This is a genomic window from Bacillus sp. WC2507, from assembly GCF_052656125.1.
Genome location: NZ_JBQXPN010000001.1, coordinates 4,371,920 through 4,397,216 on the forward strand (window position 1 = coordinate 4,371,920; position 25,297 = coordinate 4,397,216).

Annotated in this window: 23 protein-coding genes and 2 other annotated features; of the genes, 8 read left to right on the forward strand and 15 right to left on the reverse strand. The window is 37.8% G+C overall.

Annotation, left to right across the window (positions count from 1 at the left end; all coding sequences use genetic code 11):
• Positions 1-95: 95 nt before the first annotated feature.
• From odhB to ACUN28_RS23095, 5 genes are all read left to right on the forward strand, one after another.
• Positions 96-1,358 (forward strand): 2-oxoglutarate dehydrogenase complex dihydrolipoyllysine-residue succinyltransferase, encoded by a 1,263-nt coding sequence (gene odhB, locus ACUN28_RS23075; protein WP_016088831.1) that lies wholly within the window; start codon positions 96-98, stop codon positions 1,356-1,358.
• A 125-nt stretch (positions 1,359-1,483) separates the two neighbouring features.
• Positions 1,484-3,403 carry a putative thiazole-containing bacteriocin maturation protein gene (locus ACUN28_RS23080; protein WP_016088832.1) on the forward strand — a complete coding sequence of 640 codons (1,920 nt, stop codon included), beginning with the start codon at positions 1,484-1,486 and terminating at the stop codon, positions 3,401-3,403.
• Positions 3,400-5,349 carry a TOMM precursor leader peptide-binding protein gene (locus tag ACUN28_RS23085; protein ID WP_016088833.1) on the forward strand — a complete coding sequence of 650 codons (1,950 nt, stop codon included), beginning with the start codon at positions 3,400-3,402 and terminating at the stop codon, positions 5,347-5,349. Before ACUN28_RS23080 ends, ACUN28_RS23085 begins: the two co-directional genes overlap by 4 nt.
• Positions 5,350-5,365: 16 nt before the next feature.
• Entirely contained in the window at positions 5,366-6,907 is a 1,542-nt protein-coding gene (locus ACUN28_RS23090) for a SagB family peptide dehydrogenase (RefSeq protein WP_016088834.1), read from the forward strand.
• Between the two features lie 91 nt (positions 6,908-6,998).
• Entirely contained in the window at positions 6,999-7,589 is a 591-nt protein-coding gene (locus tag ACUN28_RS23095) for a class I SAM-dependent methyltransferase (protein WP_016088835.1), read from the forward strand.
• Positions 7,590-7,621: 32 nt separating this feature from the next.
• Here the strand turns inward: ACUN28_RS23095 and ACUN28_RS23100 are convergent, their stop codons facing one another.
• From ACUN28_RS23100 to ACUN28_RS23110, 3 genes are all read right to left on the reverse strand, one after another.
• Complete coding sequence (locus ACUN28_RS23100; RefSeq protein WP_016088836.1) at positions 7,622-8,032, reverse strand: DUF3908 family protein; 411 nt, start codon at positions 8,030-8,032, stop codon at positions 7,622-7,624.
• Between the two features lie 238 nt (positions 8,033-8,270).
• A complete protein-coding gene (locus ACUN28_RS23105; RefSeq protein ID WP_016088837.1) occupies positions 8,271-8,759 on the reverse strand; it encodes a GNAT family N-acetyltransferase in 489 nt (162 codons plus the stop codon).
• Positions 8,760-8,861: 102 nt separating this feature from the next.
• Positions 8,862-10,196: an FAD-dependent oxidoreductase gene (locus tag ACUN28_RS23110; protein ID WP_016088838.1), complete on the reverse strand. Its 1,335-nt coding sequence runs from the start codon at positions 10,194-10,196 to the stop codon at positions 8,862-8,864.
• Between the two features lie 200 nt (positions 10,197-10,396).
• On the opposite strand from ACUN28_RS23110, the gene ACUN28_RS23115 reads away from it, so the two are divergent.
• The gene (locus ACUN28_RS23115) at positions 10,397-10,825 is read left to right on the forward strand and encodes a hypothetical protein (protein ID WP_016088839.1); all 429 of its coding nucleotides are present in this window, start codon (positions 10,397-10,399) and stop codon (positions 10,823-10,825) included.
• A gap of 37 nt (positions 10,826-10,862) precedes the next feature.
• On the opposite strand, the gene ACUN28_RS23120 is transcribed toward ACUN28_RS23115, so the two are convergent.
• Positions 10,863-12,098 carry a TcaA 3rd/4th domain-containing protein gene (locus ACUN28_RS23120; RefSeq protein WP_016088840.1) on the reverse strand — a complete coding sequence of 412 codons (1,236 nt, stop codon included), beginning with the start codon at positions 12,096-12,098 and terminating at the stop codon, positions 10,863-10,865.
• 19 nt (positions 12,099-12,117) lie between these two features.
• The gene (locus tag ACUN28_RS23125; protein ID WP_016088841.1) at positions 12,118-12,903 is read right to left on the reverse strand and encodes a zinc ribbon domain-containing protein; all 786 of its coding nucleotides are present in this window, start codon (positions 12,901-12,903) and stop codon (positions 12,118-12,120) included.
• Positions 12,904-13,099: 196 nt separating this feature from the next.
• On the opposite strand from ACUN28_RS23125, the gene ACUN28_RS23130 reads away from it, so the two are divergent.
• Positions 13,100-13,933, forward strand: coding sequence for a hypothetical protein (locus tag ACUN28_RS23130; protein WP_016088842.1), 834 nt, complete (start codon positions 13,100-13,102; stop codon positions 13,931-13,933).
• A 14-nt stretch (positions 13,934-13,947) separates the two neighbouring features.
• Here the strand turns inward: ACUN28_RS23130 and ACUN28_RS23135 are convergent, their stop codons facing one another.
• Complete coding sequence (locus ACUN28_RS23135; protein ID WP_016088843.1) at positions 13,948-14,631, reverse strand: DUF2278 family protein; 684 nt, start codon at positions 14,629-14,631, stop codon at positions 13,948-13,950.
• A gap of 248 nt (positions 14,632-14,879) precedes the next feature.
• On the opposite strand from ACUN28_RS23135, the gene ACUN28_RS23140 reads away from it, so the two are divergent.
• Positions 14,880-15,995 carry an RNA-guided endonuclease InsQ/TnpB family protein gene (locus tag ACUN28_RS23140; RefSeq protein ID WP_016088844.1) on the forward strand — a complete coding sequence of 372 codons (1,116 nt, stop codon included), beginning with the start codon at positions 14,880-14,882 and terminating at the stop codon, positions 15,993-15,995.
• Positions 15,996-16,258: 263 nt separating this feature from the next.
• Here the strand turns inward: ACUN28_RS23140 and ACUN28_RS23145 are convergent, their stop codons facing one another.
• The 9 genes from ACUN28_RS23145 to trpE all read right to left on the reverse strand — a co-directional run bounded on the left by ACUN28_RS23145 (position 16,259) and on the right by trpE (position 24,670).
• Positions 16,259-17,758 carry an L-lactate permease gene (locus ACUN28_RS23145; RefSeq protein WP_016088845.1) on the reverse strand — a complete coding sequence of 500 codons (1,500 nt, stop codon included), beginning with the start codon at positions 17,756-17,758 and terminating at the stop codon, positions 16,259-16,261.
• 109 nt (positions 17,759-17,867) lie between these two features.
• Positions 17,868-18,227: a DUF4029 domain-containing protein gene (locus tag ACUN28_RS23150; RefSeq protein WP_016088846.1), complete on the reverse strand. Its 360-nt coding sequence runs from the start codon at positions 18,225-18,227 to the stop codon at positions 17,868-17,870.
• A 74-nt stretch (positions 18,228-18,301) separates the two neighbouring features.
• Positions 18,302-19,078: a tryptophan synthase subunit alpha gene (gene trpA, locus ACUN28_RS23155; RefSeq protein WP_016088847.1), complete on the reverse strand. Its 777-nt coding sequence runs from the start codon at positions 19,076-19,078 to the stop codon at positions 18,302-18,304.
• Positions 19,079-19,081: 3 nt separating this feature from the next.
• Positions 19,082-20,275, reverse strand: a complete 1,194-nt coding sequence (gene trpB, locus ACUN28_RS23160) for a tryptophan synthase subunit beta (protein WP_016088848.1) — start codon at positions 20,273-20,275, stop codon at positions 19,082-19,084.
• Positions 20,272-20,886, reverse strand: coding sequence for a phosphoribosylanthranilate isomerase (locus ACUN28_RS23165; RefSeq protein WP_016088849.1), 615 nt, complete (start codon positions 20,884-20,886; stop codon positions 20,272-20,274). Before ACUN28_RS23165 ends, trpB begins: the two co-directional genes overlap by 4 nt.
• Positions 20,883-21,644, reverse strand: coding sequence for an indole-3-glycerol phosphate synthase TrpC (gene trpC, locus ACUN28_RS23170; RefSeq protein WP_016088850.1), 762 nt, complete (start codon positions 21,642-21,644; stop codon positions 20,883-20,885). Before trpC ends, ACUN28_RS23165 begins: the two co-directional genes overlap by 4 nt.
• A gap of 1 nt (position 21,645) precedes the next feature.
• Positions 21,646-22,671, reverse strand: coding sequence for an anthranilate phosphoribosyltransferase (gene trpD / locus ACUN28_RS23175; protein WP_016088851.1), 1,026 nt, complete (start codon positions 22,669-22,671; stop codon positions 21,646-21,648).
• Positions 22,668-23,255 carry an aminodeoxychorismate/anthranilate synthase component II gene (locus ACUN28_RS23180; RefSeq protein WP_016088852.1) on the reverse strand — a complete coding sequence of 196 codons (588 nt, stop codon included), beginning with the start codon at positions 23,253-23,255 and terminating at the stop codon, positions 22,668-22,670. Before ACUN28_RS23180 ends, trpD begins: the two co-directional genes overlap by 4 nt.
• On the reverse strand, positions 23,252-24,670 hold the full coding sequence (gene trpE, locus ACUN28_RS23185; protein WP_016088853.1) for an anthranilate synthase component I: 1,419 nt from the start codon (positions 24,668-24,670) through the stop codon (positions 23,252-23,254). Before trpE ends, ACUN28_RS23180 begins: the two co-directional genes overlap by 4 nt.
• Positions 24,671-24,722: 52 nt before the next feature.
• Positions 24,723-24,967, reverse strand: a binding site (T-box leader).
• Positions 24,968-25,009: 42 nt separating this feature from the next.
• Positions 25,010-25,247, reverse strand: a binding site (T-box leader).
• Positions 25,248-25,297 lie beyond the last annotated feature (50 nt).

Sequence of the window (25,297 nt, forward strand, 5' to 3'; positions counted from 1 at the left end):
GATATTCTGCCCAAGGTCAGGCTAACAAATGGAGATTACCGAAGACAAAAGAAGAAAAAACACACCGTTAGGCAAATAAGGGGAGGACATTTAAAATGATCGAAATTAAAGTACCTGAGCTTGCAGAATCTATTACTGAAGGAACTATCTCACAATGGCTTATCAACGTAGGCGACAAAGTTGAGAAAGGCGGCAGCGTTGTTGAGCTTGAAACTGATAAAGTCAATGTAGAAATCATTGCAGAAGATTCAGGTATTGTATCGAAGTTACTAGGCGAACCTGGGGATACAGTTGAAGTTGGCGCAACTATCGCAATTTTAGATGCAAACGGAGCACCAGTTGCAGTAAGTACACCTGCACCACCTGCTGAGCAACCAAAACAAGAAACGGCTGCTGAAGCACCGAAAGCTGCGGCACCAAATGCTGAGCAAACTGCAACTTTACAAGGTTTACCAAATACGAACCGTCCTATCGCATCACCAGCTGCTAGAAAAATGGCTCGTGAATTAGGAATCGACTTAAACGACGTACGTAGCACAGATCCACTTGGACGTGTGAGACCACACGATGTACAAGCTCATGCTGCAGCACCAAAAGAAGCACCAGCTGCTCCAAAAAGTCCAGCTCCTGCTCCAGTTGCAAAAACGGAATTCGAAAAACCAGTTGAGCGTGTGAAAATGTCCCGCCGCCGTCAAACAATTGCAAAACGTCTTGTAGAAGTTCAACAAACATCTGCAATGTTAACAACATTTAACGAAGTTGATATGACTGCAATCATGGAATTACGTAAAGAGCGTAAAGATGCTTTCGAGAAAAAACATGATGTACGTCTTGGCTTTATGTCATTCTTCACAAAAGCAGTTGTTGCAGCATTAAAACAATTCCCATTATTAAATGCTGAAATTCAAGGCGATGAGCTTATCATTAAAAAATTCTATGATATCGGTATTGCAGTAGCAGCTCCAGATGGATTAGTTGTTCCAGTTGTACGCGATGCTAACCAATTAAACTTCGCTGAAATCGAAAGTGAAATTCGTAATTTAGGTATGAAAGCACGCGATAACAAACTTTCATTAAAAGAACTACAAGGTGGTACATTTACAATTACAAACGGTGGGGTATTCGGTTCTCTAATGTCAACACCAATCCTAAACAGCCCACAAGTTGGTATTTTAGGAATGCATAAAATCCAAGTACGTCCAGTTGCAATTGATGCAGAACGTATGGAAAACCGCCCGATGATGTACCTTGCACTATCTTACGATCACCGTATTGTTGATGGTAAAGAAGCAGTTAGCTTCCTTGTTGCTGTTAAAGATATGCTTGAAGATCCAAAATCATTATTATTAGAAGGTTGATAGATTAATAATCTATTACAGGCTGTAGAATGAATCATTCTACAGCCTTTTTTTATTGCGTTCATACGGGACAAATTGCATGACATAAGCTAATAATGTATGCCTAAAACGTAAGGAGGATTAAAATGAGTAACCTTCCAATTCATGCAAAACTGAAAGCAAATAAGGATACTTTCTTTCTTCCCGACTCAAACGGTGGTGTCTATTTTCGAAATAACGCCAGTTCATTCCGCATGGACGGTGATGGAATTTATAACTGGATTGAAAAACTAATGCCGATGTTTAACGGTAATTATTCTTTAGCAGAAATAACAGATGGTCTCCCTCTCCCCTATCAAAATCGTGTATTTGAAATTGGAGAGCTTTTATATGAAAATGGTTTCGTTCGTGATATAAGTCAAGATGCCCCTCATGAATTGAATAGCGCATTACTTGATAGATACGCTTCACAAATTGAATTTTTAGAAGCTGATTCTCATTCAGGCGCTCTAAAATTTGAAACATATCGTGCGACAAACGTCCTTATAATTGGTTCTGGAGATATGCTTACTTCCTTAGCTTCTTCTTTATTAGAATCCGGATTACCTACCTTTCATTACCTTGTCACAGATTATACGGAAACAAATTACGACCGCATTCATGAGCTGGTAGAACTTGCATATGAAGTTGATGATCATGTTCTTGTTCAAGAAATAAATACGACAATTGATCGTCCCCTGCATGAAGTGTTCGAGCCTTTCGACTGGATTTTGTACGTTTCCCAAAATGGAGATATTGAAGGCCTAAGAGCAGTTCACACGATTTGCAAGGAAGCAGGAAAGAACTTCATACCAGCCGTCTGTTTATCAACAATTGGTATAGCTGGCCCTGTCGTAATGACAAATCGTGAAGAATGCTGGGAATCCGCATGGCATCGGCTACATGAAACGACTTTACAAAATGAACATTCATCAGCATCATTTTCAGCAGTTACATCAGCAATGTTAGCAAATATAATCGTATTTGAATTATTTAAGCATGTCGCTGATGATTCTTACCGAGAAAAAGAACCGCAATTCTTTTTATTAAATTATGAAACACTCGAAGGAACATGGCATCCTTTTATAAAACACCCTCTTGCAACTGATGAAAGTTTTACAATTGATACGATAGAAAATCTTTCTGAACAACTTGAGCATCGGTCCAACCAACATACCTCAACTGATTTATTCCGTTTTTTCGATTCATTAACTTCTAAAGAAGCCGGTATATTCCATCTATGGGATGAACAAGATTTATATCAATTACCGTTATCACAATGCAATATTCAAGTGGCTACTCCACTAACAGATGGTCCTGCTTCCCTCCTGCCTCTTATGACTTGCGCTGGTTTGACTCATAATGAAGCGCGCCGAGAAGCTGGTTTAGCAGGAATTGAAACATATGTAGCGGAAATTATGCACCGCCTTATTCCTGAACATAACGATATCGGTATCGGTGCTGGAGAAACGATGACAGAAGGTGTATACCGGGCGCTACAACAACATTTAAATAACAAATTGTATGAACGGCATTCACATATGTTAGAAGAAATTACAACAATCGACTTAACCGAAATTCATGATAAGCATTGTAGATTTTATTACGATGCCCTCTCTACAATTCATGAAACACCTAAAATTGCGATGAGTGAAGAAATTCTCAGCTTTCCAGTCGTTTGGGTCGGTATAAATGATCGATGGTACGGTGCATCTAATATTAATATGACGTTAGCACTACGAAACGCATTACAACTATCACTTCTTCATATTCAAAACGAAGAGACTCCTTATAGAGCTAATATCTTGCCTGAATCATCAATTATTTTATATGACACTGATTCTTTTAGAGTTGAAATACAAGAGGAAAAAGAAATTCCAGGCGTGCAATCTTTACAGCTTGCCTTGCAACATTTAGAAGAACATAATTTTTATCCATTCGTGTTTGATTTAGCAATTGAATCATTTTTGAAAGAAAACTTAGATGGTGTGTACGGGGTATTAATTGCAAAGGAGGACGGTCTATGACTCAAAATATTTTGCTTATAGGAGATGGCCTTCTTGCCGACTATGTAAACGATCAATTATGCAAACAATATTCCATCATTCGCCAACATACAATTACAGACGGACTCCCTGAAAATATCGACCTCGCTCTCGTATTACATGATGGTTCTCCTTCTGCCATTCATCATGATGCCGAGCTAATGTTTCGGTCAAATCATATTCCATGGCTACGTGCATTCACTTCATTTGGTGAAGGTATTATCGGTCCTTACATTCATCCTCTTACAACTGGCTGTTCCAACTGCTCTGATGGACGCCGCTTTATCGCCGGCTTTGATCAACAAGAAATGTGGGAACTACAGCGGAAATATACGTTAAAGGCAGATAATGTAACAAGGCGTGATGTACGTGCCACCCAAAATGGTATGTTACAAATGTGCCATCTTATTCGTGCAGAAACAGAGAAGATCTTAACTCATAACCATTCTTCTTTAGAAAATGAACTCATTTTACTAAACTTACAAACACTGCAATGTACGCGGCATTCTTTTCTTCCAGATCCCCTCTGCCCTGTATGTAGCAATTTGCCTGATGATACGGCAGATGCAGCATCGATTTCATTACAACCGAGCTTAAAAACAAGTGATGCAACGTATCGTTGTCGTTCGATTCATGAGCTAAATACATTTTTAACGAGAGATTATTTAGATTATCGGGTCGGTATGTTGAACGGAAAAATGCAGCATTCTTTATTACCGTTTGCTGACGTTATTATAAACATGCCGTTAATGTTTGGAAATGAAGGGGTTGCAGGTCGAACTCATTCATTTGCAATGAGTGAAGCAACTGCTATTTTAGAAGGTTTAGAACGATATTGTGGTATGTCACCTCGAGGGAAAAAGACAAATGTACACGGCAGTTTTCGTGAGTTAGAGGATCATGCACTGAATCCCCTCTCACTCGGTGTGCATACAAATGAACATTATAATCGTAATAGTTTTCCGTTTAAGCCGTTTGATCCTGACTACGAACAAAACTGGGTATGGGGATATTCTTTATCACAAAACCGGCCACTTTTAGTTCCTGAATCTGTTGCCTATTATAGCCTTGGTCATCGAGATGCCTTCGTATATGAAACATCAAATGGATGTGCAATTGGTGGTAGTTTAGAAGAAGCAATTTTTCACGGCATTTTAGAAATTGTAGAGCGTGACGCCTTTTTGCTCACTTGGTATGCGGAATTACCTCTTCCTCGCCTTGACCTGAGTTCAGCAAATGATACGGAATTACAATTAATGATTCAGCGGCTGTACACGATTACTGGTTATGAGTTACATGCTTTTAATGCAACGATGGAACACGGCATCCCAAGCCTATGGGTAATTGCGAAAAATACGCGTGCAAATGGAATGAACGTTGTTTGTGCAGGAGGCTCTCATTTAGACCCAGTCCGCGCTTTAAAGAGTGCCATTCATGAAATAGCAGGCATGTTACTTATAACAGACGATGAACTCGAGCAAAAAAGAGAGCACTACGAAAATTGCTTACAAGATCCGTATCTCGTAAATAAAATGGAAGACCATAGTATGCTGTACGGATTGAAAGAAGCAGAAGAACGGCTTCACTTTCTTTTACGTGACGATGCACCTGTGCAAACGTTCCAAGAAATGAACGGGTTGCAATCATTTAATCCTGATTTGACCTCCGATCTTCATCAACTTTTAAACCGGCTGCAGCAATCTGGACTTGAAGTAGTCGTTGTAGATCAAACCGTCTCTCTTATAGATAAGAACGGATTGCATTGTGTAAAGGTCATTATTCCAGGCATGCTACCGATGACGTTCGGTCACCATCTCACTCGTGTTACAGGACTAGATAGAGTGTATACCGTACCGATGACGCTTGGATATAGCGCTGAGCCTTTAACGAATGAACAATTAAATCCACATCCGCACCCGTTTCCATAGTAAAGGAGGGGATTCTATGCAGCTGGATACTTTTTTACATCATCTTCATTTTTCGATCGATGAAATTATGCCGAATCATGAAGTGGACTGGGCAGATGCACCGCTTCCTTATAAATTATATCGAAATGTACCTGCAATTCCTCTCTCTTTAGAAATACCATTATCTTTACCTAACTCTTCTACTACACCTACTTTAAAGGAGATTGGTCATTACCTTTGGCACTCATTTGGTTTAACCCAATTATGTCAGCTCAATAGCGAGAAAATTTTATTCCGAAGATCTATCCCGTCAGGCGGTGCTTTATATCCGAATGAATTGTATATATATTTAAAGATTGACGATTACCCAGACGGTATTTACCATTACGATGCCGCGCATCACCGGCTTGTTTTACTTCGTGAAGGAAATTTCGATTCTTATCTTTCGGAAGCACTTGGCAATCGTTGTAACATACAGTCTTGTTTTGGTGCTGCATTTGTATCCACTATGTTTTGGAAAAACTTCTTTAAATACAATAACTTTTCGTATCGCCTTCAAGGATTGGATAGCGGTGTTCTCATCGGACAATTACTTGAATGTGCCAAGCAATTCGGCTACACAAATGGCGTATATTTTCAATTTCTAGACCGTGCAATCAATCATTTACTCGGACTTTCAGAAGACGAAGAAAGCGTGTATGCTGTTGTTCCTTTAAGTACGGAACCGCAAACTGTTTGGTTTCACAATGATTACCGTGGAAATAAAACAATTACTTCTCATGAATTGTTGCAGCAAATTCCGCCGTTAGCACATGAACATTTCGTTCGCTCAAAACATGTAGAGAAATATCCGATGATAACAAAAATAAATGAAGCTTCTATGATCGAATCGACGGCACATTTCCAAACACTACATCATGAAGAGCACTATCAACATAACACGCACGCTGTACAACTGCCGAAAGTAGAGCGGTTATCTTATGATTTCTTACAACTTTGTAAACAACGGTATTCCCCTGACGCTGACTTTACTTTAACGAAATGGGATGCAGCCGAGCTCGCTACTTTACTACAAGAAGCGAGCCTCTCCTTCCCTTATTACAACGATCTTGACGGGAAGTATATAAATGAAAATGCACGCGTCTCATTATATGGATGTATTTATAACGTAAAAGATATAGAAAACGGTGCTTACGCTTATAACAGTAAAACTCATTCCATACAGCCACTTCGATACGGAGACCTTCGTTATCCCCTTCAATCTAGTATGACGATGGATAACGTAAATCTTTTTCAAGTACCGCTCTGCCTACATGCAGTCGGAAAGAAAGATTACTATACACATGCATTAGGCTATAGAGGATACCGTATTCACCAAATGGAAGCTGGCATACTCGTTCATAAACTCGTTTTCGCCGCAACCACGATGGGGATGGGCGGGCATCCATTACTAAGTTTTGATACAAATTCATGCGACCAATTGTATGGGATAGATGCTGGAAATGAAACGTCTCTCATTCAAATTCCTGTTGGAGCGTATCGGGCGCGGAATTGGTTACAAGGAGCTTTGCGGAATTAGAAGCACGCCGGTGAACGGCGTGCTTTTTTAAAGGACTAAATTTATAAAGAGCGAAATGAGTATATATTCTTACATAAAAGGAGAGTTTAACTTGAGCATTTTACAACGATTAATTCAGCAAGCAAAAAATCCTCGCGGGACAATTGGTTCTTCCATGCTTTGTATTATGAACACTGCACATACGAGACTAACAAATTGGGGATTGCAAAAAATACATATAAAGACAGATGCAGTCATATTAGATATCGGCTGTGGTGGAGGTAAAACGATACACACTCTTTCAAAACGAACTCCACTTGGGAAAATATATGGGATTGATTACTCCGATCAAGCTGTAAAAAATTCTATACAGACTAATATAAAAGATGTTCAAAACCAAAAAGTAATTGTTCAACAAGCAAGCGTTTCTTCTATTCCCTATCATACGAACTTCTTTGATCTCATTACCGCTTTTCAAACACACTACTTTTGGCCTGATGTGGAACAAGATATAAAAGAAGTATTTCGCGTCCTACAACCGAACGGATCCTTTTTATTAGTGGCTGAAACTTTCAAAATTCAATATCATATGGAGAAATGTAAAACGAATGAAGAATTAATAAACCTATTTTATAAAACAGGATTTACAAACGTGAAATGTTATGAAGAAAGAGGATGCCTTTGTGTAATAGGAGTTAAGTAAAAAGCAGACCCTTTGCGGTCTGCTTTTTTGTACTAGATTAATTTAAAAATACTCTTAATTTGTCTTGCAAATAACCAGTTTTTCGTACCGTAGTTATCATTTAAACTATCTAAATCGATAGATTGTCCGTTAGCAAACTTTAATTCTAGTGTTGTATTTTTATCATTTGTTTTTAAATTACTATGTGTAATAGCATCATACTTTAATTTTTCAATTTCAATATATTCGTCTCTTTCTTGTCCAATTACGACATGGTCTTGGAAAAAGAACAATACTTCTACCTTCTTACCGAAACAAAATACATTTTTCGTATAAATTAATGTCGCATTATCAAGTCCAACGCATACTTCTTTCATCTCTTCAACAACATTTCCAAAGTTTTCTTCCTGTCTTGCGTTTGATTCAGCAATCCATTCTTCGATTGTTTTCATGTTAATTGCCATACTGTGCCCCCTGGTTCGTTCATTGCTTTATTTAAAAATAAATACTATATGAAAATATAAGCGATAAGTACTATGTTTTCAAGGGTGAAAGATATATTCAAAATAAAGTGAAACTTTAATCAGTGGGGGTTTTCTTCATCACCAACTGATTATCAGCCCTCACCAATCGGGCTTTTACGGGCCGTTAATTTGGGATAAAGCTACATTTCAAAGTAATATAGTAAGAGCACCTATTTCATTATATTTTAAACGTTTGAACAAGGCACTCTTCATCATCAATTATTTGTTTTCGTTCATCAAATTCAATGTTTAGCTCTCTATATACTTTCTTCCAAAACGTAACAGCTGGTACGTTTTTTATAAGTTCAATAACGAAATATTGTCCTCTTTTCTCTTCTAATACATTTTTAATAACCTTCTTTCCGATTCCTCTTCCCTTATATTGATTCAATATGAAAATATCATTAATACCAAAGTCATTTTCCTTTTTTAAAAATGGACGTTCCAGTAGCAATAAAAACCCTACAATATCATTATCACATTTAATAAAATACGGAGTTATTCCATCATTTACCCAAAACATACGCAAATCTTCGTATTCAAAAAATCCATTTGCCCCCATCGTTATATGAGGAGTAAATGTAGAGAGGTCATGAAGATATAGTGCATACAAATTACGTAATATTTCTTTTTCTGATTCCTGAACTATTTGAAGTGTTACAAACATTTTTAATGATCCCCTTCCCTATATGTAACTATTTCCCAACCCTCTTCATTCGACAAAAATGATTATTCCCCTTTAACGAAAAAAATAGCACTTTAAAAAGTGCTATTCCGCTCTCCTTGCCGCTTGCTGAATCGGATCCCAAACGCTGTTATATGGTGGTGCGTAACTTAAGTCGACATCTTCTAAATCGTGAATACTCATTTTATTGAAGAGTGCCATTGCAATTACATCTATTCGCTTATCTACACCTTCTTCTCCAATTACTTGTCCGCCTAATAATTGTTTCGTATCAGAACGATATAGTAATTTTAAGTAAAGTGGTTTTGCATTTGGATAATAGCCCGCCATATTTGTCGAGTCTACTTTGACTGTTTTATACGGGATATGTAGCTCTTTTGCTTCTTTTTCATTTAAGCCTGTTCTTGCGAGCGTCAAATCCATAAATTTAATAATGCCTGTACCTAGCGTACCTTTAAACGCTCTTCGTTTATCCAGCATATTCAGTCCAGCAAGTCGCCCTTGTTTATTGGCAGTCGTTCCGAGCGGGATATGATCATGAATTTCCTTTATAACGTGGTAATGTGTTGCGCAATCACCAGCTGCATATACGTCTTGCACATTCGTTTGCATGTATGCATTTACTTCGATTGCTCCTTTATAATTTGTACGTATATTCGTTCCTTCAAGGAAATCACTATTTGGCTTCACTCCAACCGATACTAAAACAAGATCCGCTTTATACGTTCCTTTATCCGTTTCAATTTGTTCCACTCTTTCATTTCCTTTAAACGCTTTTACATTTTCATTCGTTAAAATTTCAATATTATGTTTATCTGCTTCTTTATGTATATACTCTGCCATATCAGCATCATAAATCGTACCGATATGATTATTTCGCTCAATCATTCTTACTTTTTTTCCTAGTTCTACAAATGTTTCCGCCATCTCTAGACCAATTGCACCGCCGCCAATGATGGTTACATCCTCTACTTTATTCGTTTCTAGCGTTTTTAATATACGCTCAGCATCAGGAATTGTTTTCAAAAGATGAACGCCTTGTAACTCGCGTCCTTCCCATTCCGGCATAACAGGGCGTACGCCAGTCGCAATTAATAAACGGTCATACGGAAATTTAAAAACATCTTTCGTCTCCGTATGTTCTGCGTACACCATTTTCTTTTCCGTATCTACTTTCGTTACTTCATGTCGTACTTTCGCATCAATTCCGTATTTATCACGAAACGTCTTTACATTACGCGCGATTAATTTTTCCGTTGAAGCGATAGCACCACTAATGGCATATGGTAACCCACACTGAGCGTACGAATAAATTTCACCTTTTTCTAACGTCACAACATTTGCATTTTCATCGTTTCTAACAATTTGCATAGCTGCACTCATACCAGCTGCATCTCCGCCAATAATGACATAGTTCACTTTACCACTCCTTCTTTTTTACATACTTCTTTACGATTTCCATATTTTATAAAAACAACACCTACCTCCATTGTAAAGAAAGAGAATTTCATCTACAAATTTGCTGCACAAAACTATGTGTAAATAGGTATCCGTCGTGTCTTATAAACAAGATATTTAATATGCTATAACAGTAATAATTGAAAGTAGGTGAAATATACATGTGCGCTGGCCTTCTCGCTCAAACTCCAGAGGAACCGCAAGAACCGAAAGCCGCCATGCCACTTGACCAAGAATTTTCCATTAACGCAACCATATACAGCGCTCGTGCTTGGTCATCTGACAATGATACTTACGCACAAGATATTTGGAAAGGCACTCGCTTCGCTTCAGCCTCACATGCTGGTAAGTCCATATTTCCAAGTGGTACTATTAAAGTTATTAACTTATCTCAAGATACAATAACGGTTACTACATCAGGAGAGTCAGATCATACTCTCAAAACAATCGTAGCACCCTATTCTGAAGTAGCTTTATCACCTAGTTCTTTATCCGCCGTACAGGCTAGTACATCGGGAAAAGCAAGTAAAGTCACATTCCTCTTTCATATCTTTTTTTCAAGGGATCCTGGTTCAGCTAAAAAACCATAGAAAAGGTACAGCTATGCACTGTACCTTTTTCACATGTTTATTCTCTTGCTTTAATCAGTTCCACATTATAGGATTCAATATTGGTTAACGTTCCTGAAAAATACGGATTTTCTCTATACCAAGACTGTTTTGAAAAGTACGCTTGCATATCTTTCGTTTGAAAAATATGTCCATGTCTTGCGTATATTTCATTTCTAGCAATTTTCAACTGTTCTTTCGATAAATATGTTAATTCTGCACTCGTTAGTTTTCGAATATCACTATCCGGGAAGATGAAACCATTATATACATACCGAGTCGTAGGCGGCGGAGTAACATTGTAAACAACTGTTTTTTCCGCACTTTTCTTTTGGAATGGAAGATTATAAGACGAAAGTGCCGTTACCGTTTCTACCTTTGTCGTTTCCCTTCCACTTTCTCCATTTCGTTCTAAATAAATCGTCGCACTTCCATCAGTTGCTACCGGTCCCCACTTAATTTCTTCTCCAGCTAGCGCTGTAACTGGTTTTTGGTTCACGTATAATGTTGCACCAGGCGCGTTCGTTTGAACTGTAATATATTGCCCTTGCAACGTTAAATCTATCGTTACGTTATTTTGACCTTGTTTCATAAGTACAACCTTTTCTCCACGTGATAGTTTTACATAGTCATTTTTATATTCTGATTGAAACACTTGAATTCCTGGGAGAAAAGGTCCATATTGCTTCTCAAACTTTTTATCATCTGACTTATCAATTTCTTTTCCGTTCATTTTTAACGCTACGCCTTTTTCATTTGTAAGCAAAGTTGTATAGTACGTCTTCGCTTTCAATTTATACCGATCAAATAAAAAGAAATACTTTCCGTCTTTTGTTAACGAAAAATCTGTTCTTTCGATTCCACTCCCTTGTTTTTCACCTTTTCTCAAATATTCTTTCAATTCACTCACGTAAGATGGATTTTCTTTTATATATGAAAATAGAGGAGTTAAACTCTCTCTCGTTACAATAACTGATGGATCATCTGTCGTGACGATTTTAGCTAACTTCTCCCCGTCCCTCTCTTGTAAAATCGTAATCATTCGGTCTACTTGTGCCGCCTGCTTATAATACGATGATCCGTACAAATACAATCCAACAATCACTACAACAAGTAACGTTAAGAGTGTAATGCCAACTTTTGTACCGCTGCTCATTTTCTTCTTTACTACAAGACTTTCCCTCTGCTGACCGCAGTTTTGACAAAATTGCACACCGTCTTCAAACTGAGTCCCACACTTTGTACATACATTCATCCATTCAACCACCTTTTCTTTAGAGGCCAGTTAATCCCTGAGTAATGGTTTGAATTATCGTGTTTATGTAAGACCAAAACACGATAAACGTTGCAATTCCGATGAAAACATTTGCGATAAAAAGAGTATAAACAAGATCTAATCCACCGTTATCTAGTTTTACTGTAGCTACAATTATACTAATTCCCATATACGTTGTAGCTAGCCCTAATAAGATTGGTAAGAAGAAGATTAATAAAAAACTAAATAGAAAAGAAAGCACTAATATAGCAATTGCCGGAGTTGCTATCGTTCCCCATATTCCAAATACTTCAAGAAACGAAAACGATGATTTCATCATCTTCCCACTTACAAAAATAATAAATCCGACAAATAAAGTTAAAATTAGTAAAAATAAAAAGACCGTTACAGAGTCCAAAAAGAATGTAGGAGTAGGTATATCTGGTGCAAATGTTTTCGTAACAGCTGCAGCAGCACTCATCATTCTATAAAAAATACATGCTCCTAAAAAACAAATAAGAACAAGACTTACAATTCCATTTCGTACTTCAACCTTGCCGCTTTTCATAATCGCTGTCGGTGCTTTGAAAGCATGTTTAAAAAACTGAAAATACCCACTCGCAAATCGCTTCGCTTGCTCTACCGTTTCATTTGGTCGAGTTTCCTTCGCTTGTACCGTGCGCGCTAGTTCCGTCCCTTCTTCTTGACCACTACTTGCCACTACTTCTTCCATTAACGAGTGTCCACAATTTCCGCAAAACTTTGCCTCTGCTACATTTTCTGTATGACATGACGGACATTTCATTCTCTCATCCCTCCTTAAGCATATACCATATAGGGTGTTACAAATTCAATATATGACTTTGGACATAAAACATGACTACAAGAAAAAGATTCTGAAATCCTTCTTTCAAAAGAAAATATATATGCTAGCATTCTTGAAAAATAATGCTATTATGAAACAGAACAAATAACATTTTTAACAGATTGGATGAAAGACAATGGAAGTGGTAAACTCAATTTTTCAAATACTCCTTACAAGCATAATCCAATTATTTTCCTTAATTGGCGTTATCATTGTAATTGGATTTCTATTAGGTTATTTAGAATCTCTCACACGCTTGTATTGGTCGAGAGCTTTCGGAAGAAAAGGATTCCTTTTAACGGCGTGGATTGGTGTTCCTATTCACGAACTTGGACATGCCATTATGTGTGTACTATTTCGTCATAAAATTGTAGCAACGCAGTTTTTCCCAACAGATACAAGTCAAGGTGCTTTAGGCTACGTACAACATCAATACAATCAAAAAAGTGTATATCAACGAATTGGGAACTTCTTCATTGGAATCGGTCCTATTATTTCCGGTATTACTGCGTTAATCCTTTTAATGCGCTATTTCGTACCAAATTCATATTTCTTATTTAATACAGCTCTCGAAAAAACAATCGCTTCTACTTCTATTAATGTAGAAATGGTTCAAAACATGCTCTTGTCGACGTTTGTATTATTGAAAAGCTTATTTACAATAAGTAATTTATTGAATCCTTCCTTTTGGCTATTTTTATTTATCGCCATTTGTATTTCTGCACATATCGCTTTAAGTAAACCAGATATTAAAGGATCGATAGACGGTGTTATCGTCATGTTTATCGTTTTATTTTTATTCAACATAATAGCAGGACTATTTCAGTACGACAGTAACCAGCTCATTGGAAAAGTGATGAAGTATAATATGTACCTCATTGCGTTTTCTAGTGTGGCTCTGCTGTTCTCTTGTCTTTCTACACTTGTTAGTCTTGGATTTTATAAAATAAGAGGAGGGCGTTCGTTTTGAACGCCCTCTTCTTATCAATTATTCCTCTTATAATCACAATGCTCAACCGGAACGCGAGCATGCCCCTCTTCATCGGTACACCATGACTGTGATTGGAAGGCAAGAAAGATACCGATCCATTCTTCTTCCTTTTCAAAATGAATGAGTATTCCTCCGTCTTGCCATATACCATTATCACCTTTCCATTTCTCTACATTCCCTTGATTCATATGAATATCGTGTATACCGTTTCCTGGTTCGAAATGAAAGTAAGAATCAGGTGTATTTTCTTCTGGTCCCCATCTTTCACCAAACGCGTAAATAGTTGCTTTTTCTTCTATCGCTCGTTTTATATAACGCTCTATTTTTTCATTTAAATCATTATCCACTCCTGCTTTTTCAGCTGGTAAAGGAATCATTTGCTGCGAATCAAATACATTACCTCTTACGTAGTCTAAAGCTACTTTCGGTTCATTGTTTTTTATTTCTGTAAAACCGAATGGTAATGTCGGTAAAATATGAATCGCCTCTGACCTGATATTATCACTCGCAAAATATAAAACTTCTGACGGATAACTTTGCGATTTCACGTTAATTGCAATACGATAGTCTACTTCTGCTTCACCTTGTAAATGAACTTGATAATGAGGTGTTTTCCCTTTTCCAATCTTTGATTGTATAACTGTACCTTTTAACACGCCGTAGTTTTTTAGGGGCATACATTTCATCTCCTATTCATCTAAAATCGGCAAGGATACCCCCTACTTCAATCGTGTGAAGGGCGATAGCCCAACGATAAGTGGGGGAGGAATTGCCGGCAGATACGGTATGGTACGTTAAAAATCGTAAGATTCTGTACCATATCAAGTATCTGAAACTTCCACCTTGCCTCCTACTTTCTCTACTTAAGTTGTTTGCTTTCACTAAAAATCTGTTACAATTTAATTAGTGAAAGGCGGTGAAAATAATGCCTACAATTACTGCAAAAATACAAATCCATGTTTCCGATAATCAAGCTGAAAGTCTAAAGATAACAACGAACGCTTACCGCAAGGCTTGTAATTGGTTATCAAAACACATATTTGAAACAAAGAACCTTAATCAAGTAAATCTCAATAACTTATATTATTCTGATTTACGAAATCAATTTAGGTTAAAAAGTCAAATGGCTCAATCTGTGATGAAAACTGTAATTGCTCGTTACAAGTCGGCTAAATCAAATGGACATGAATGGTCTTTGATTGACTTCAAACTTGCAGAATATGATTTAGTCTGGAATCGAGATTATTCACTAACCAAAAACCAATTTAGTGTAAACACGCTTGAAGGTCGCCTAAAACTAAATTATGAGCGTAAGGCTATGAAGAAATACTTCAACAGCACTTGGAAATTTGGTACTGCTAAATTAGTGCATAAGTACAAAAAGTGGTTCTTACATATCCCGATGACAAAAGAGTACCAAACATTAGATTTCGCAGATGTAAACAACATCGTTGGTGTTGATTTAGGAATCAACTTCCTTGCAACCACTTATGATAGTCAGGGCAAAACAACCTTCTACAACGGAAATATTGTTAAACATAAGCGTGGTAAATTTAAAGCTACTCGTAAGCAATTACAAACACGACAAACACCATCTTCTCGTAAGAAAATAAAACAAATTGGCTCAAGAGAAAACCGTTATGTAACTGATGTAAACCATCAAATTACAAAGGCACTCGTTGAGGCATACCCTAGAGGTACTATGTTTGTTTTAGAAGACTTAACAGGGGTTCGTTCTGCGACAGAGAAAGTACGAGTGAAAAACCGCTATGTTTCTGTATCTTGGGCTTTCTATCAGTTCCGTCAAATGCTTGAGTATAAAGCTGAATTGAATGGACAAAAGGTAATTGTGGTAGACCCCCAATATACTTCCCAAACTTGCCCTAAGTGCGGAAACATTGAAAAAGCGAATCGTAATAAAAAGCTACACACTTTTAAGTGTAAAAATTGCCAATACCAATCAAATGATGACCGTATTGGTGCGATGAATCTACACCGTAAGGGAATTAAGCATATCAGTGTAGTTACCACAGGAGTATAGCTCTTGTGGTAGGGGCGAAGTCAACCGTCCTTATGCTCCACCATACTAAGGTAGGAGAGCATTGCTCGTTCGTACTACTGGGTAGGAATAAGCGTAGTTGCTCTCTATGAGGGTAGAAGCACTGTCGAACTCCGACAGACGCAAGCCCCCACTTCAAACGACCCGTAAGGGTGTTAAGTGGCGGGTTGTTGACTTAGTAGAAGCTTTTCATATTTAAAACATTATCCAATCGTACAAAAAATCCTCCTATGCTAGGAGGATTTTTAATTTCTCAACATATACCAAAAAATAACCTCTACCACTACAAGCAACACCGCGCCAAAGATCATTAACGTCGTCTTCTTTAATAGTTCATTTTCACGATACGGGATGTTACATAAATACGCACCTAGTGTAATACGTGACGGGCAAGCGATAGTCGCTACTGACGATGCAGTGTTTTGCAGTGTTGTGACGTATTGCCACGGGAGGGCTACGTTTTGCGCCGTTTGCATTTGTAGTTTTATAAACATCGCATTTGATCCTGCGTTACTACCTGTTAAAAAGCCACCGATTCCACCGATGAACGGAGCAACGAAAACGAAAAACGTTCCAAATGTTTCACCAGCTGCTTTTGCAAGTAATGAATGCATACCAGATGCACCCATTAGTTCTGAAATGGCGATAAACATCGTCGTTGTAATCGCAAATGGAATCCATTGTTTTATCGTTTGCGAGAGTGATTGTTTAATAATATGAGATGGAATGCGGAAGAAAATAATAGTAAATAAGCATGTCATACCGAGCCAAAATCCTGGTGAATACAGCATTTCTAATTTGTAAGAGTATGATTTTAGATCAAGGACGGCATATGATCTAAATACATCATGCAATGCTGGAACGAGGCGAGAAAGTAAAATACAAACTGTTAGAAATATATAAGGGCTAATAATTTTTATAATAGACACTTCTCTCTCCGTTGCAGCCGCATGCTCTGTCATTAGATTTTGCGCATTTTTTCCTTTTAATTTAATGATAAGAAAGCCAAATGTAATGGTAACGATAGAACTTAATATCCCGGCTAGTTCCACACTTACGTATGCGTTAGAAAGATAGATTCCGAGAGAAAATAATAGAAAGAAACCGAATCCTTCTTTCCACTTTTCAATAACAGCCTGCCAACCACCAACAACGTGTAAAGAAAGAATGACGAAATAAGCAAACATTGGAACGCTTAGTAGTGCGGTATTTGTTCCAAGTATTGTAAGCGGCATATTTATAAGCTGCGAACCGATAATTGTACCTGTTGCCATTGCGCCCCATGAGCTAGCTAGTAAGCCGATAAATGAAAGTAATACAGCTTGAAACGGTTTATAGCCTAATGAAAGAAAAATAGGTGCCGCAACCATGAAGCCAATTCCGAATCCACTTACTGATTCAATCAGCGGACAAATACCAAAACACATAAGAAGCATTTGTAATAAGCGATCCTGCGTAACTTCTTCTAGAAAACGTGCTACTTGATCGATGTACCCCATTTTGTTCATGAGGTGAAATAAAAAAATACCAAAAAACAAAACATACCCGACAATAAAACAAATTAACCATCCTTTAATCGTTGCGTGCACAGTTTCACTTATCCCTAATTGAAACGTTGGCGAGAGTAAAACGATTCCAACAGATACCACATAAGAAATTAATGAGGACTTTAATGACGTTTGTTTAAATAAAAATAAACAAATGAAAATCATCATAATTGGGATAAGTGCCAACAATATGGCCATGTTATCATCTCATTTCGTTTAAAATACAATTTTTAACTATTATATAACAGATGTTATAATTTTCAATTGTTTTTACAACAGTTGTAAAAAGAAGCCAAACGGCTCCTTTTCACTCCCATTTTCTATTATCCTGAAAAACGCTCTGCTGTCCGACTATTTTGTCTAACACAACAAACACAAGATAAGCACATATTACTTGCAATACAACATTTCCAAATTTCATTAATTCAAATAAATGGATCCATCTGAATAATTCATTTAATAATACAATCGAAACGATACTAAATAATTCTATACTAATCGAAAATATACATATTTCTAAAATAGACTGTTCTTGAATGCGATTTAAGTTAGAAAAGATAAATACATATCCTAAAAATAGAGCCATCAACTCTATTTTCGTCATGCTAATGAGCCAAGCGTATAGTGGTACGGTTAAAAGAAGATATAGTAGTTTTCGTCTTAGCATGCTTTCTCACCCTCTAAGTTATATGTATTTTCTGTATATTTTAACATTTATTACGTAAAACAAAAAGAAGAGACTTATGCCTCTTCTTTTTGTTTTGTTACCTGTATTAACTCACATATTTCTTCGCGTTTTTCATTTTCTAACAGCTCAATGACCTTACTTCCAACGACAACTCCGTCACATATTGTAATCATTTCTTCTACATGTTCCTTTGTTGAAATACCGAACCCTGCTACTACCGGTAAATGCGTATGTGATTTTACTTTTTCTAAGTAACTATGAATCTCACCTTTAAAGTTTTGACGTACTCCTGTTACGCCCGCTACTGTAACAGCGTAGACGAATCCTTCTGATTCACTCGTAATTTTTTCGATTCGCTCAATTGGACTTGTTACAGTTACAAGTGGAATTAAAGCAATATTTGCCTCTCGGAAAAACGGCGCAATAATGTCTTGTTCTTCATACGGTAAGTCTGGAACGATGATGCCATCTACACCTGCTTCTATACAGTTTTCGATGAATCGTTCTTTTCCGAATGCGAGTACTGGATTTAAATATGTCATGAGTACAAACGGAATTTGTACTTCTTTCCTTACCTCTATTAATGCTTGAAAAATACCTTTTACTGTTACACCGCTGTCTAGCGCTCGTTTCCCTGCTCTTTGAATCGTTGGACCGTCTGCGACTGGATCTGAAAACGGAATGCCGATTTCAACGATGCTCGCTCCTGCTTCATCTAGAAAACAAATTCTTTCTTTTAATTTTTCAAGGCCACCATCTCCGCCCATTACGTACGGAATAAATGCTTTCTTACCATTTTCAAACGCTGCTTTAATTTTTTCTACTCCCATTTTTTACACCTCTTCCATATAACGTTTTATACTTTCTACATCTTTATCACCACGGCCGGATAAACAAATGACAAGCCCTTCGTCTTTCTTCATTTGCGGTGCTAATTTTAATGCGTATGCGACAGCATGTGAACTTTCTAATGCTGGAATAATCCCTTCTTTTTTCGTTAATAATTGAAATGCTTCTAACGCTTCATCATCTGTAATCGAATGATAAGAAACGCGGCCAATATCTTTTAGCAAGCTATGTTCTGGCCCAACACCCGGGTAATCGAGTCCTGCTGAAATAGAGTGAGCTTCTTGAATTTGTCCTTCTTCATTTTGCAGAAGATACATCATCGATCCGTGTAAAACGCCAACGCTTCCTTTCGTTAAAGTAGCTGCATGCTTTTCTGTATGAACGCCTTTTCCAGCTGCTTCTACGCCGTAAAGAGCGACTTCTTCATCGTGTACGAACGGATAAAACATCCCCATCGCATTACTCCCACCACCAATACAAGCAACGACTGCTTCTGGTAACTTTCCTTCTAACGCTTCATACTGTTTTTTCGTTTCTTTCCCAATTACACTTTGAAAATCACGAACAATTTGCGGAAATGGATGCGGTCCAAGAACGGATCCCATAATGTAGTGCGTATCATGCACATGTGAAACCCAGTAACGAAGCGCCTCGTTCACCGCATCTTTTAACGTACCGCTACCTGCCGCTACACTTTCTACTTTCGCTCCGAGTAATTCCATTCGGAACACGTTTAATTTTTGACGTCTCACATCTTCTTCTCCCATAAAGATGACGCATTCTAATCCGAGAAGAGCACATACAGTAGCTGTTGCAACACCGTGTTGTCCAGCCCCTGTTTCAGCGACAACTTTCTTCTTGCCCATTCGTACTGCAAGAAGTGCCTGACCGATTGTATTGTTAATTTTATGAGCTCCTGTATGATTCAAATCTTCACGTTTTAAATAAATCTTTGCACCGCCGCAATACTTCGTCATATTTTCAGCGAAATAAAGCGGTGTTTCTCTTCCTACGTACGTTTTTAAATAATGATGTAATTCCTTTTGAAACGCTTCATCTTGCATCGCTTCTTTATATGCTTCTTCTAGTTCTAATACAGATTGCATTAACGTTTCTGGAACGTATCGTCCTCCGTATATACCGTAGTGACCTTTTTCATCCGGATATGCGTAATTCATTTGGAACACTCCTTCGCTTTTATAATAAATTGTTTTATTTTCTTTAGATCTTTCTTTCCTTCTGTCTCTACTCCGCTACTTACATCGACCATGTACGGCTGAATAGTTCGAATCGCTTCTTCTATATTAAGAGCGTTTAATCCACCAGCTAATATCGTTTTCTCTCGCAACTCTTTTGGCATATGCACAAGTAGTTCCCATGAAAATTTCTTTCCATTTCCTCCGTGAAACTTTTCTTTCGGGCTATCAAACAATATATAATCCGTTTCATATGTTTGAGCATTTTTCATATCGTCCTCCGAAGTCACTCCGAGAGCCTTTATAGACAGAATATTCAATCTTCTAATTTGATGATTGTCTTCATCCCCATGTAGTTGCACATGCGTTAACCCGCACTCATCTGCAATTTTCTGTATCTCTTCTACTGATTCATTTACGAAAACACCGATTTTTAATACATTTGCTGGAAGCTCCTGAATGATGTCTTTCGCTAGCCCTGGAGTGATTTTCCGCTTACTTTCTGCAAAAACAAATCCGAGTGCATCTGCTCCGTATTCGCAAGCACATTTTGCTGTTTCCATATTAGTAATCCCGCAAATTTTCACTTTCATATGTTCACCTTACAATCTTCAAAAAAGGTACGAATAGAAGATGATGTCATAAGTGCTTCTCCAACTAATACACCTTTTGCTCCGGCTCGTTTGACGCGAATAATATCTTCCTTTGAATGAATCCCGCTCTCACTAATCCAAAGTAATTTCTCCTCATTTAATCGTTTTCCAAGCTTTTCTGTTTGGCTTAAATCGACTTCGAATGTTTTTAAATTACGGTTGTTAATACCGATAACGTGCGGATTTAATTGGATTGCAATTTCTAATTCCTGTTCATCATGAACTTCAACAATTGCTTCTAATCCTTTTTCTAGTACGTAGCTATACAGCTCTTTTAACTTCTCTTTCGTTAACGCCGCTACGATTAGTAAAATGATATCTGCTCCTGCTTCATATGCGCTATCAATTTGAATCTTATCAATTATGAAATCTTTGCATAAAAGCGGAATGCTACTTTCTTCTCTTGCCGTTTGTAAATCATGAAAAGATCCTTTAAAAAATTGACCATCTGTTAAAACAGAAATTGCTCCTGCGCCACAATCTTCGTATGTTTTCACTTGTTTTCGTACATCAACGTGTAAATTGATATCTCCTTTTGATGGTGATGCTCGCTTTACTTCGGCAATAACAGTAAACTGCTGTAATGCTTCTACGAGTGAATGTGTCTTTCTACTTTCTTTTATTGGTGTATAGGTTTCATATAATGCCTCAACTTCCTTTTTCTTTTGGTCTACAATTTTGTCTAAAATCGTCCCCACTTTAATTCACCCTTTCTAATTTTTCATTACTTGCTGCAATTAATAAGTTTAGTTTGGCTAATGCTTTTCCAGAGTCAATACTATGCGCTGCAAGTTTAATTCCTTCTTCAATCGTTTCTGCTTTTCCATTTGCGAAAAGGGCCAGACCTGCATTTAATAAAACAGTATCGCGATAGACGCTCTTTTCTCCGCTTAATACTCCAAGCGTAATCTTTGCATTTTCTTTCGAATTCCCGCCTCTTATCTCTTCGTTTTTCACTATTACGAAACCATATTTCTCAGGTTCAATACTCGTTTCTACTATTTCATTATCTTTTAAAATGACAACATGATTTTCTCCTTGCAATGATGCTTCATCTAAAAAACCACTTCCGTTTACGACAAGCGCTTGTTTTCTCCCTAGTTTCTGTAATACTTGTGCAACTGGTAGTAACATATCTCGTTTATAAATGCCGACAAATTGTGTTTCTAAATTCACCGGATTTGTTAACGGTCCAATTAAATTAAAGATCGTCGGAACGTTTAATTCTTTTCTTATTTTCATAATGCGCCTTAATGCTGGATGCATCGCTGGTGCGAATAAAAATGCGATCCCGACATGCTCTAGTAAATAATCAATTTCGTTTGGCGTACTGCTAATATTTACACCGAGTTCTTCTAATAAATCTGCACTTCCTGTTTTACTAGAAACAGCACGGTTACCATGTTTTGCAACCTTTACGCCAGCTCCTGCCAGTACAAATGCCGATGTTGTACTAATATTAAACGTTTGGGCACCGTCACCACCCGTCCCGCAATTGTCCATCGCTCCTTGTATATGGTTCGAAAACGGTAATGCCTTTTCACGAAGAGCTCGAACAAGGCCGTATATTTCTTCTGCTGTTTCACCTTTCGCTTTCAGTAGGACTAAGAAAGCTGCAATTTCACTTTCCAATATGTTTTCATTTAATAAAAGAAGCCCTGCTCTATACATCTCCTCTTCTGTTAAATGTTTCCCCTCCACTAATTTACGAAGATAGTTATTCATACTCTTTCCTCCTCTTTCACTTCGCCTAAAAAGGCACGTATTAACTTTCCGCCTTCTTCTGTCGCGATTGATTCCGGATGAAACTGTAATCCGAAGAGCGGATAATAATTGTGACGAACTGCCATAATTTCTCCATCGTCCATCGCTGTCGCTAGTATGTCAAAACATTGTGGCAAACTCGTTTGTGCTGCAACCAGCGAATGGTAGCGCATCGCTGTTAGCGGCTGTGTCACGTATGAAAAGATTGACGTTCCGTTATGTTTCACGCGTGATGTTTTTCCATGTTTAATGCGCTCTGCTCTAACAATGTCTCCTCCAAATGCTGATATAATTGCTTGATGTCCAAGGCAAATACCTAATATGGGAACGTTCTTATAAAAATGACGGATGACATCGATACAAACGCCAGCATCCTCTGGTTTTCCTGGTCCTGGTGAAAGCACAATTCCTGTTGGATTCATCCCTTCTAGCTGTTCTATCGTTATTTGATCATTTCTTACGACTACAATATCTTCTTCGTATTCCCCTAACAGTTGATACAAGTTATATGTGAATGAATCGTAATTATCAATTAGTACAATCATTTCATTACCTCCAAGAGCGCTCTCGCTTTATTTAACGTTTCTTCATATTCAGCTACTGGGTCTGAATCATAAACAATTCCCGCTCCTGCCTGAACGTATGCTTTTTCATCTTTTACGACCATCGTTCGAATGGCGAGTGCCATGTCAAGATTCCCTGAAAAACTAACGTATCCAACTGCACCCGCGTATACATTCCTTTTTTCATTCTCTAGCTCATTTATAATTTCCATCGCTCTAATTTTCGGAGCGCCTGACACTGTTCCTGCTGGTAGACAATACGCTAATGCATCAAATCCGCTCATCTGTTTTCGCAATGTTCCGTAAACTTCAGATACAATGTGCATAACGTGAGAATATTTTTCTACTTTCATATATTTATCTATCGTCACAGATCCAATTTCACTTACTCTGCCAATATCATTCCGCCCAAGATCCACAAGCATCATGTGCTCCGCTCGTTCTTTCTCATTTTCTAACAGTTCTTTCTCAATTTCCGCATCTTCCTGCTTCGTTTTCCCTCTCGGCCTCGTACCGGCAATTGGGTTCGTCATCACTTTATCGTCTCTTACTGATAACAAACTTTCTGGCGAGGAACCGAGTACAACATAGTCTTGAAAATCGATATAGAACATATATGGTGATGGATTGGCGATCCGAAGTTTTCGGTATAACGCGAATGGATCACCAATACATTCACTTTGCAAACGCTGGGATAATACGACTTGGAATATGTCCCCGGCGCGAATGTATTCTTTCGCTGTTTCTACCATCACGCAAAATTCTTTTTCCGTTATAGAGGAAGTGAATGATAATGTTGATTTTATTTCAGTTACTTCAACTTCTTCTCCCTGTAGCAATTCCTCTTTGTATACTCGCAGCCTTTCGTATACTTCTTCATAAGAAGCTACATCATCTTCCCTGCATACATATACAAATGATAACTTTTGGCGTAAGTGGTCATACACGATAAACTCACGATATAGTAAAAGGTGTACTTCTGGAATATTCAATGGATCGTGTAAATCCGCTCCAATGTTTTCATATTGCCGAATGACGTCATAGCCAATATAACCAACTGCTCCTCCGCAAAATGGAAATGGGCTGTCTACTTGAGCTGACGCGATTTCTTTTTCTAACACTTGTAGTACGTTACCTTGTAGCTTTTCTGTTTGACCATAAATCGTTCGTTCCACTTCTGTACCAATACTTTTCACTTCACCATACGGATTACATCCTAAGTAAGAATAGCGTCCTTTATCTTGATGAAGCTGGGAGCTTTCTAATAAAAACTTTTTCTTTCCCTTCATACGTCTATATAAAGAAATTGGCGTAATGCTATCTCCTTCTTCTTCAGCGATTACTAAAAATGCTTTTCCTTGTTCGTTTTGCTTCATAAATTCGTCTTTTGTCATCATGCCTTTCACCTCACTCCGAAAAATAAAAAAAGTCCCCTACATATCGAAATATGTAGAGGACGATAAATTTACCGTGGTACCACCTCATGTTGGACGCAAAAGCATCCCGCTTTATTCAGGTACAAAATATATACCTTATCCTTGTAACGGCGGAACCCGGGTTGCCTACTGAAAATAATTGTTCAGCATACCTCTCGTAAGCCCATTCCGTATATGGCACCGCACCGGGCTCCCACCTATCCCCAGCTCTCTGTAACGTCTCCAATATACGTACTCTTCTTACTTCAACGATTTCATTTATTTAATTTTTTGTACACAAAAAGGGAGTACTCATCCTATAGAAAGGACGGGTACTCCCGTGGTGCCACCTTAATTCGTTACAAATGTAACGCACTTTACCGTATCAAAAACAATACGTGTCTCTTGTATCGATGAGATCATGTCGCCAAAGCCTACTTCTTTCGTTTCGGTTTGGAAGCTCCGAAGCCCATTCCACATCAATCCCATACTGATTCGCACCAACCATCAGCTCTCTGACATGTTCATCATGTGTACTCTTCTTCATCAACGCTTGCATTTTTTTTAAGTTGCACTCATTATAGACCTGACTTTTTTCACAAGTCAATA

Bases quoted from the DNA above. Each gene is read 5' to 3' on its own strand.
- odhB (WP_016088831.1), top strand. From the start codon at position 96: ATGATCGAAATTAAAGTACCTGAGCTTGCAGAATCTATTACTGAAGGA.
- ACUN28_RS23080 (WP_016088832.1), top strand. From the start codon at position 1,484: ATGAGTAACCTTCCAATTCATGCAAAACTGAAAGCAAATAAGGATACT.
- ACUN28_RS23085 (WP_016088833.1), top strand. From the start codon at position 3,400: ATGACTCAAAATATTTTGCTTATAGGAGATGGCCTTCTTGCCGACTAT.
- ACUN28_RS23090 (WP_016088834.1), top strand. From the start codon at position 5,366: ATGCAGCTGGATACTTTTTTACATCATCTTCATTTTTCGATCGATGAA.
- ACUN28_RS23100 (WP_016088836.1), bottom strand. From the start codon at position 8,032: ATGGCAATTAACATGAAAACAATCGAAGAATGGATTGCTGAATCAAAC.
- ACUN28_RS23105 (WP_016088837.1), bottom strand. From the start codon at position 8,759: ATGTTTGTAACACTTCAAATAGTTCAGGAATCAGAAAAAGAAATATTA.
- ACUN28_RS23115 (WP_016088839.1), top strand. From the start codon at position 10,397: ATGTGCGCTGGCCTTCTCGCTCAAACTCCAGAGGAACCGCAAGAACCG.
- ACUN28_RS23120 (WP_016088840.1), bottom strand. From the start codon at position 12,098: ATGAATGTATGTACAAAGTGTGGGACTCAGTTTGAAGACGGTGTGCAA.
- ACUN28_RS23125 (WP_016088841.1), bottom strand. From the start codon at position 12,903: ATGAAATGTCCGTCATGTCATACAGAAAATGTAGCAGAGGCAAAGTTT.
- ACUN28_RS23130 (WP_016088842.1), top strand. From the start codon at position 13,100: ATGGAAGTGGTAAACTCAATTTTTCAAATACTCCTTACAAGCATAATC.
- ACUN28_RS23135 (WP_016088843.1), bottom strand. From the start codon at position 14,631: ATGCCCCTAAAAAACTACGGCGTGTTAAAAGGTACAGTTATACAATCA.
- ACUN28_RS23140 (WP_016088844.1), top strand. From the start codon at position 14,880: ATGCCTACAATTACTGCAAAAATACAAATCCATGTTTCCGATAATCAA.
- ACUN28_RS23145 (WP_016088845.1), bottom strand. From the start codon at position 17,758: ATGGCCATATTGTTGGCACTTATCCCAATTATGATGATTTTCATTTGT.
- ACUN28_RS23150 (WP_016088846.1), bottom strand. From the start codon at position 18,227: ATGCTAAGACGAAAACTACTATATCTTCTTTTAACCGTACCACTATAC.
- trpA (WP_016088847.1), bottom strand. From the start codon at position 19,078: ATGGGAGTAGAAAAAATTAAAGCAGCGTTTGAAAATGGTAAGAAAGCA.
- trpB (WP_016088848.1), bottom strand. From the start codon at position 20,275: ATGAATTACGCATATCCGGATGAAAAAGGTCACTACGGTATATACGGA.
- ACUN28_RS23165 (WP_016088849.1), bottom strand. From the start codon at position 20,886: ATGAAAGTGAAAATTTGCGGGATTACTAATATGGAAACAGCAAAATGT.
- trpD (WP_016088851.1), bottom strand. From the start codon at position 22,671: ATGAATAACTATCTTCGTAAATTAGTGGAGGGGAAACATTTAACAGAA.
- ACUN28_RS23180 (WP_016088852.1), bottom strand. From the start codon at position 23,255: ATGATTGTACTAATTGATAATTACGATTCATTCACATATAACTTGTAT.
- trpE (WP_016088853.1), bottom strand. From the start codon at position 24,670: ATGATGACAAAAGACGAATTTATGAAGCAAAACGAACAAGGAAAAGCA.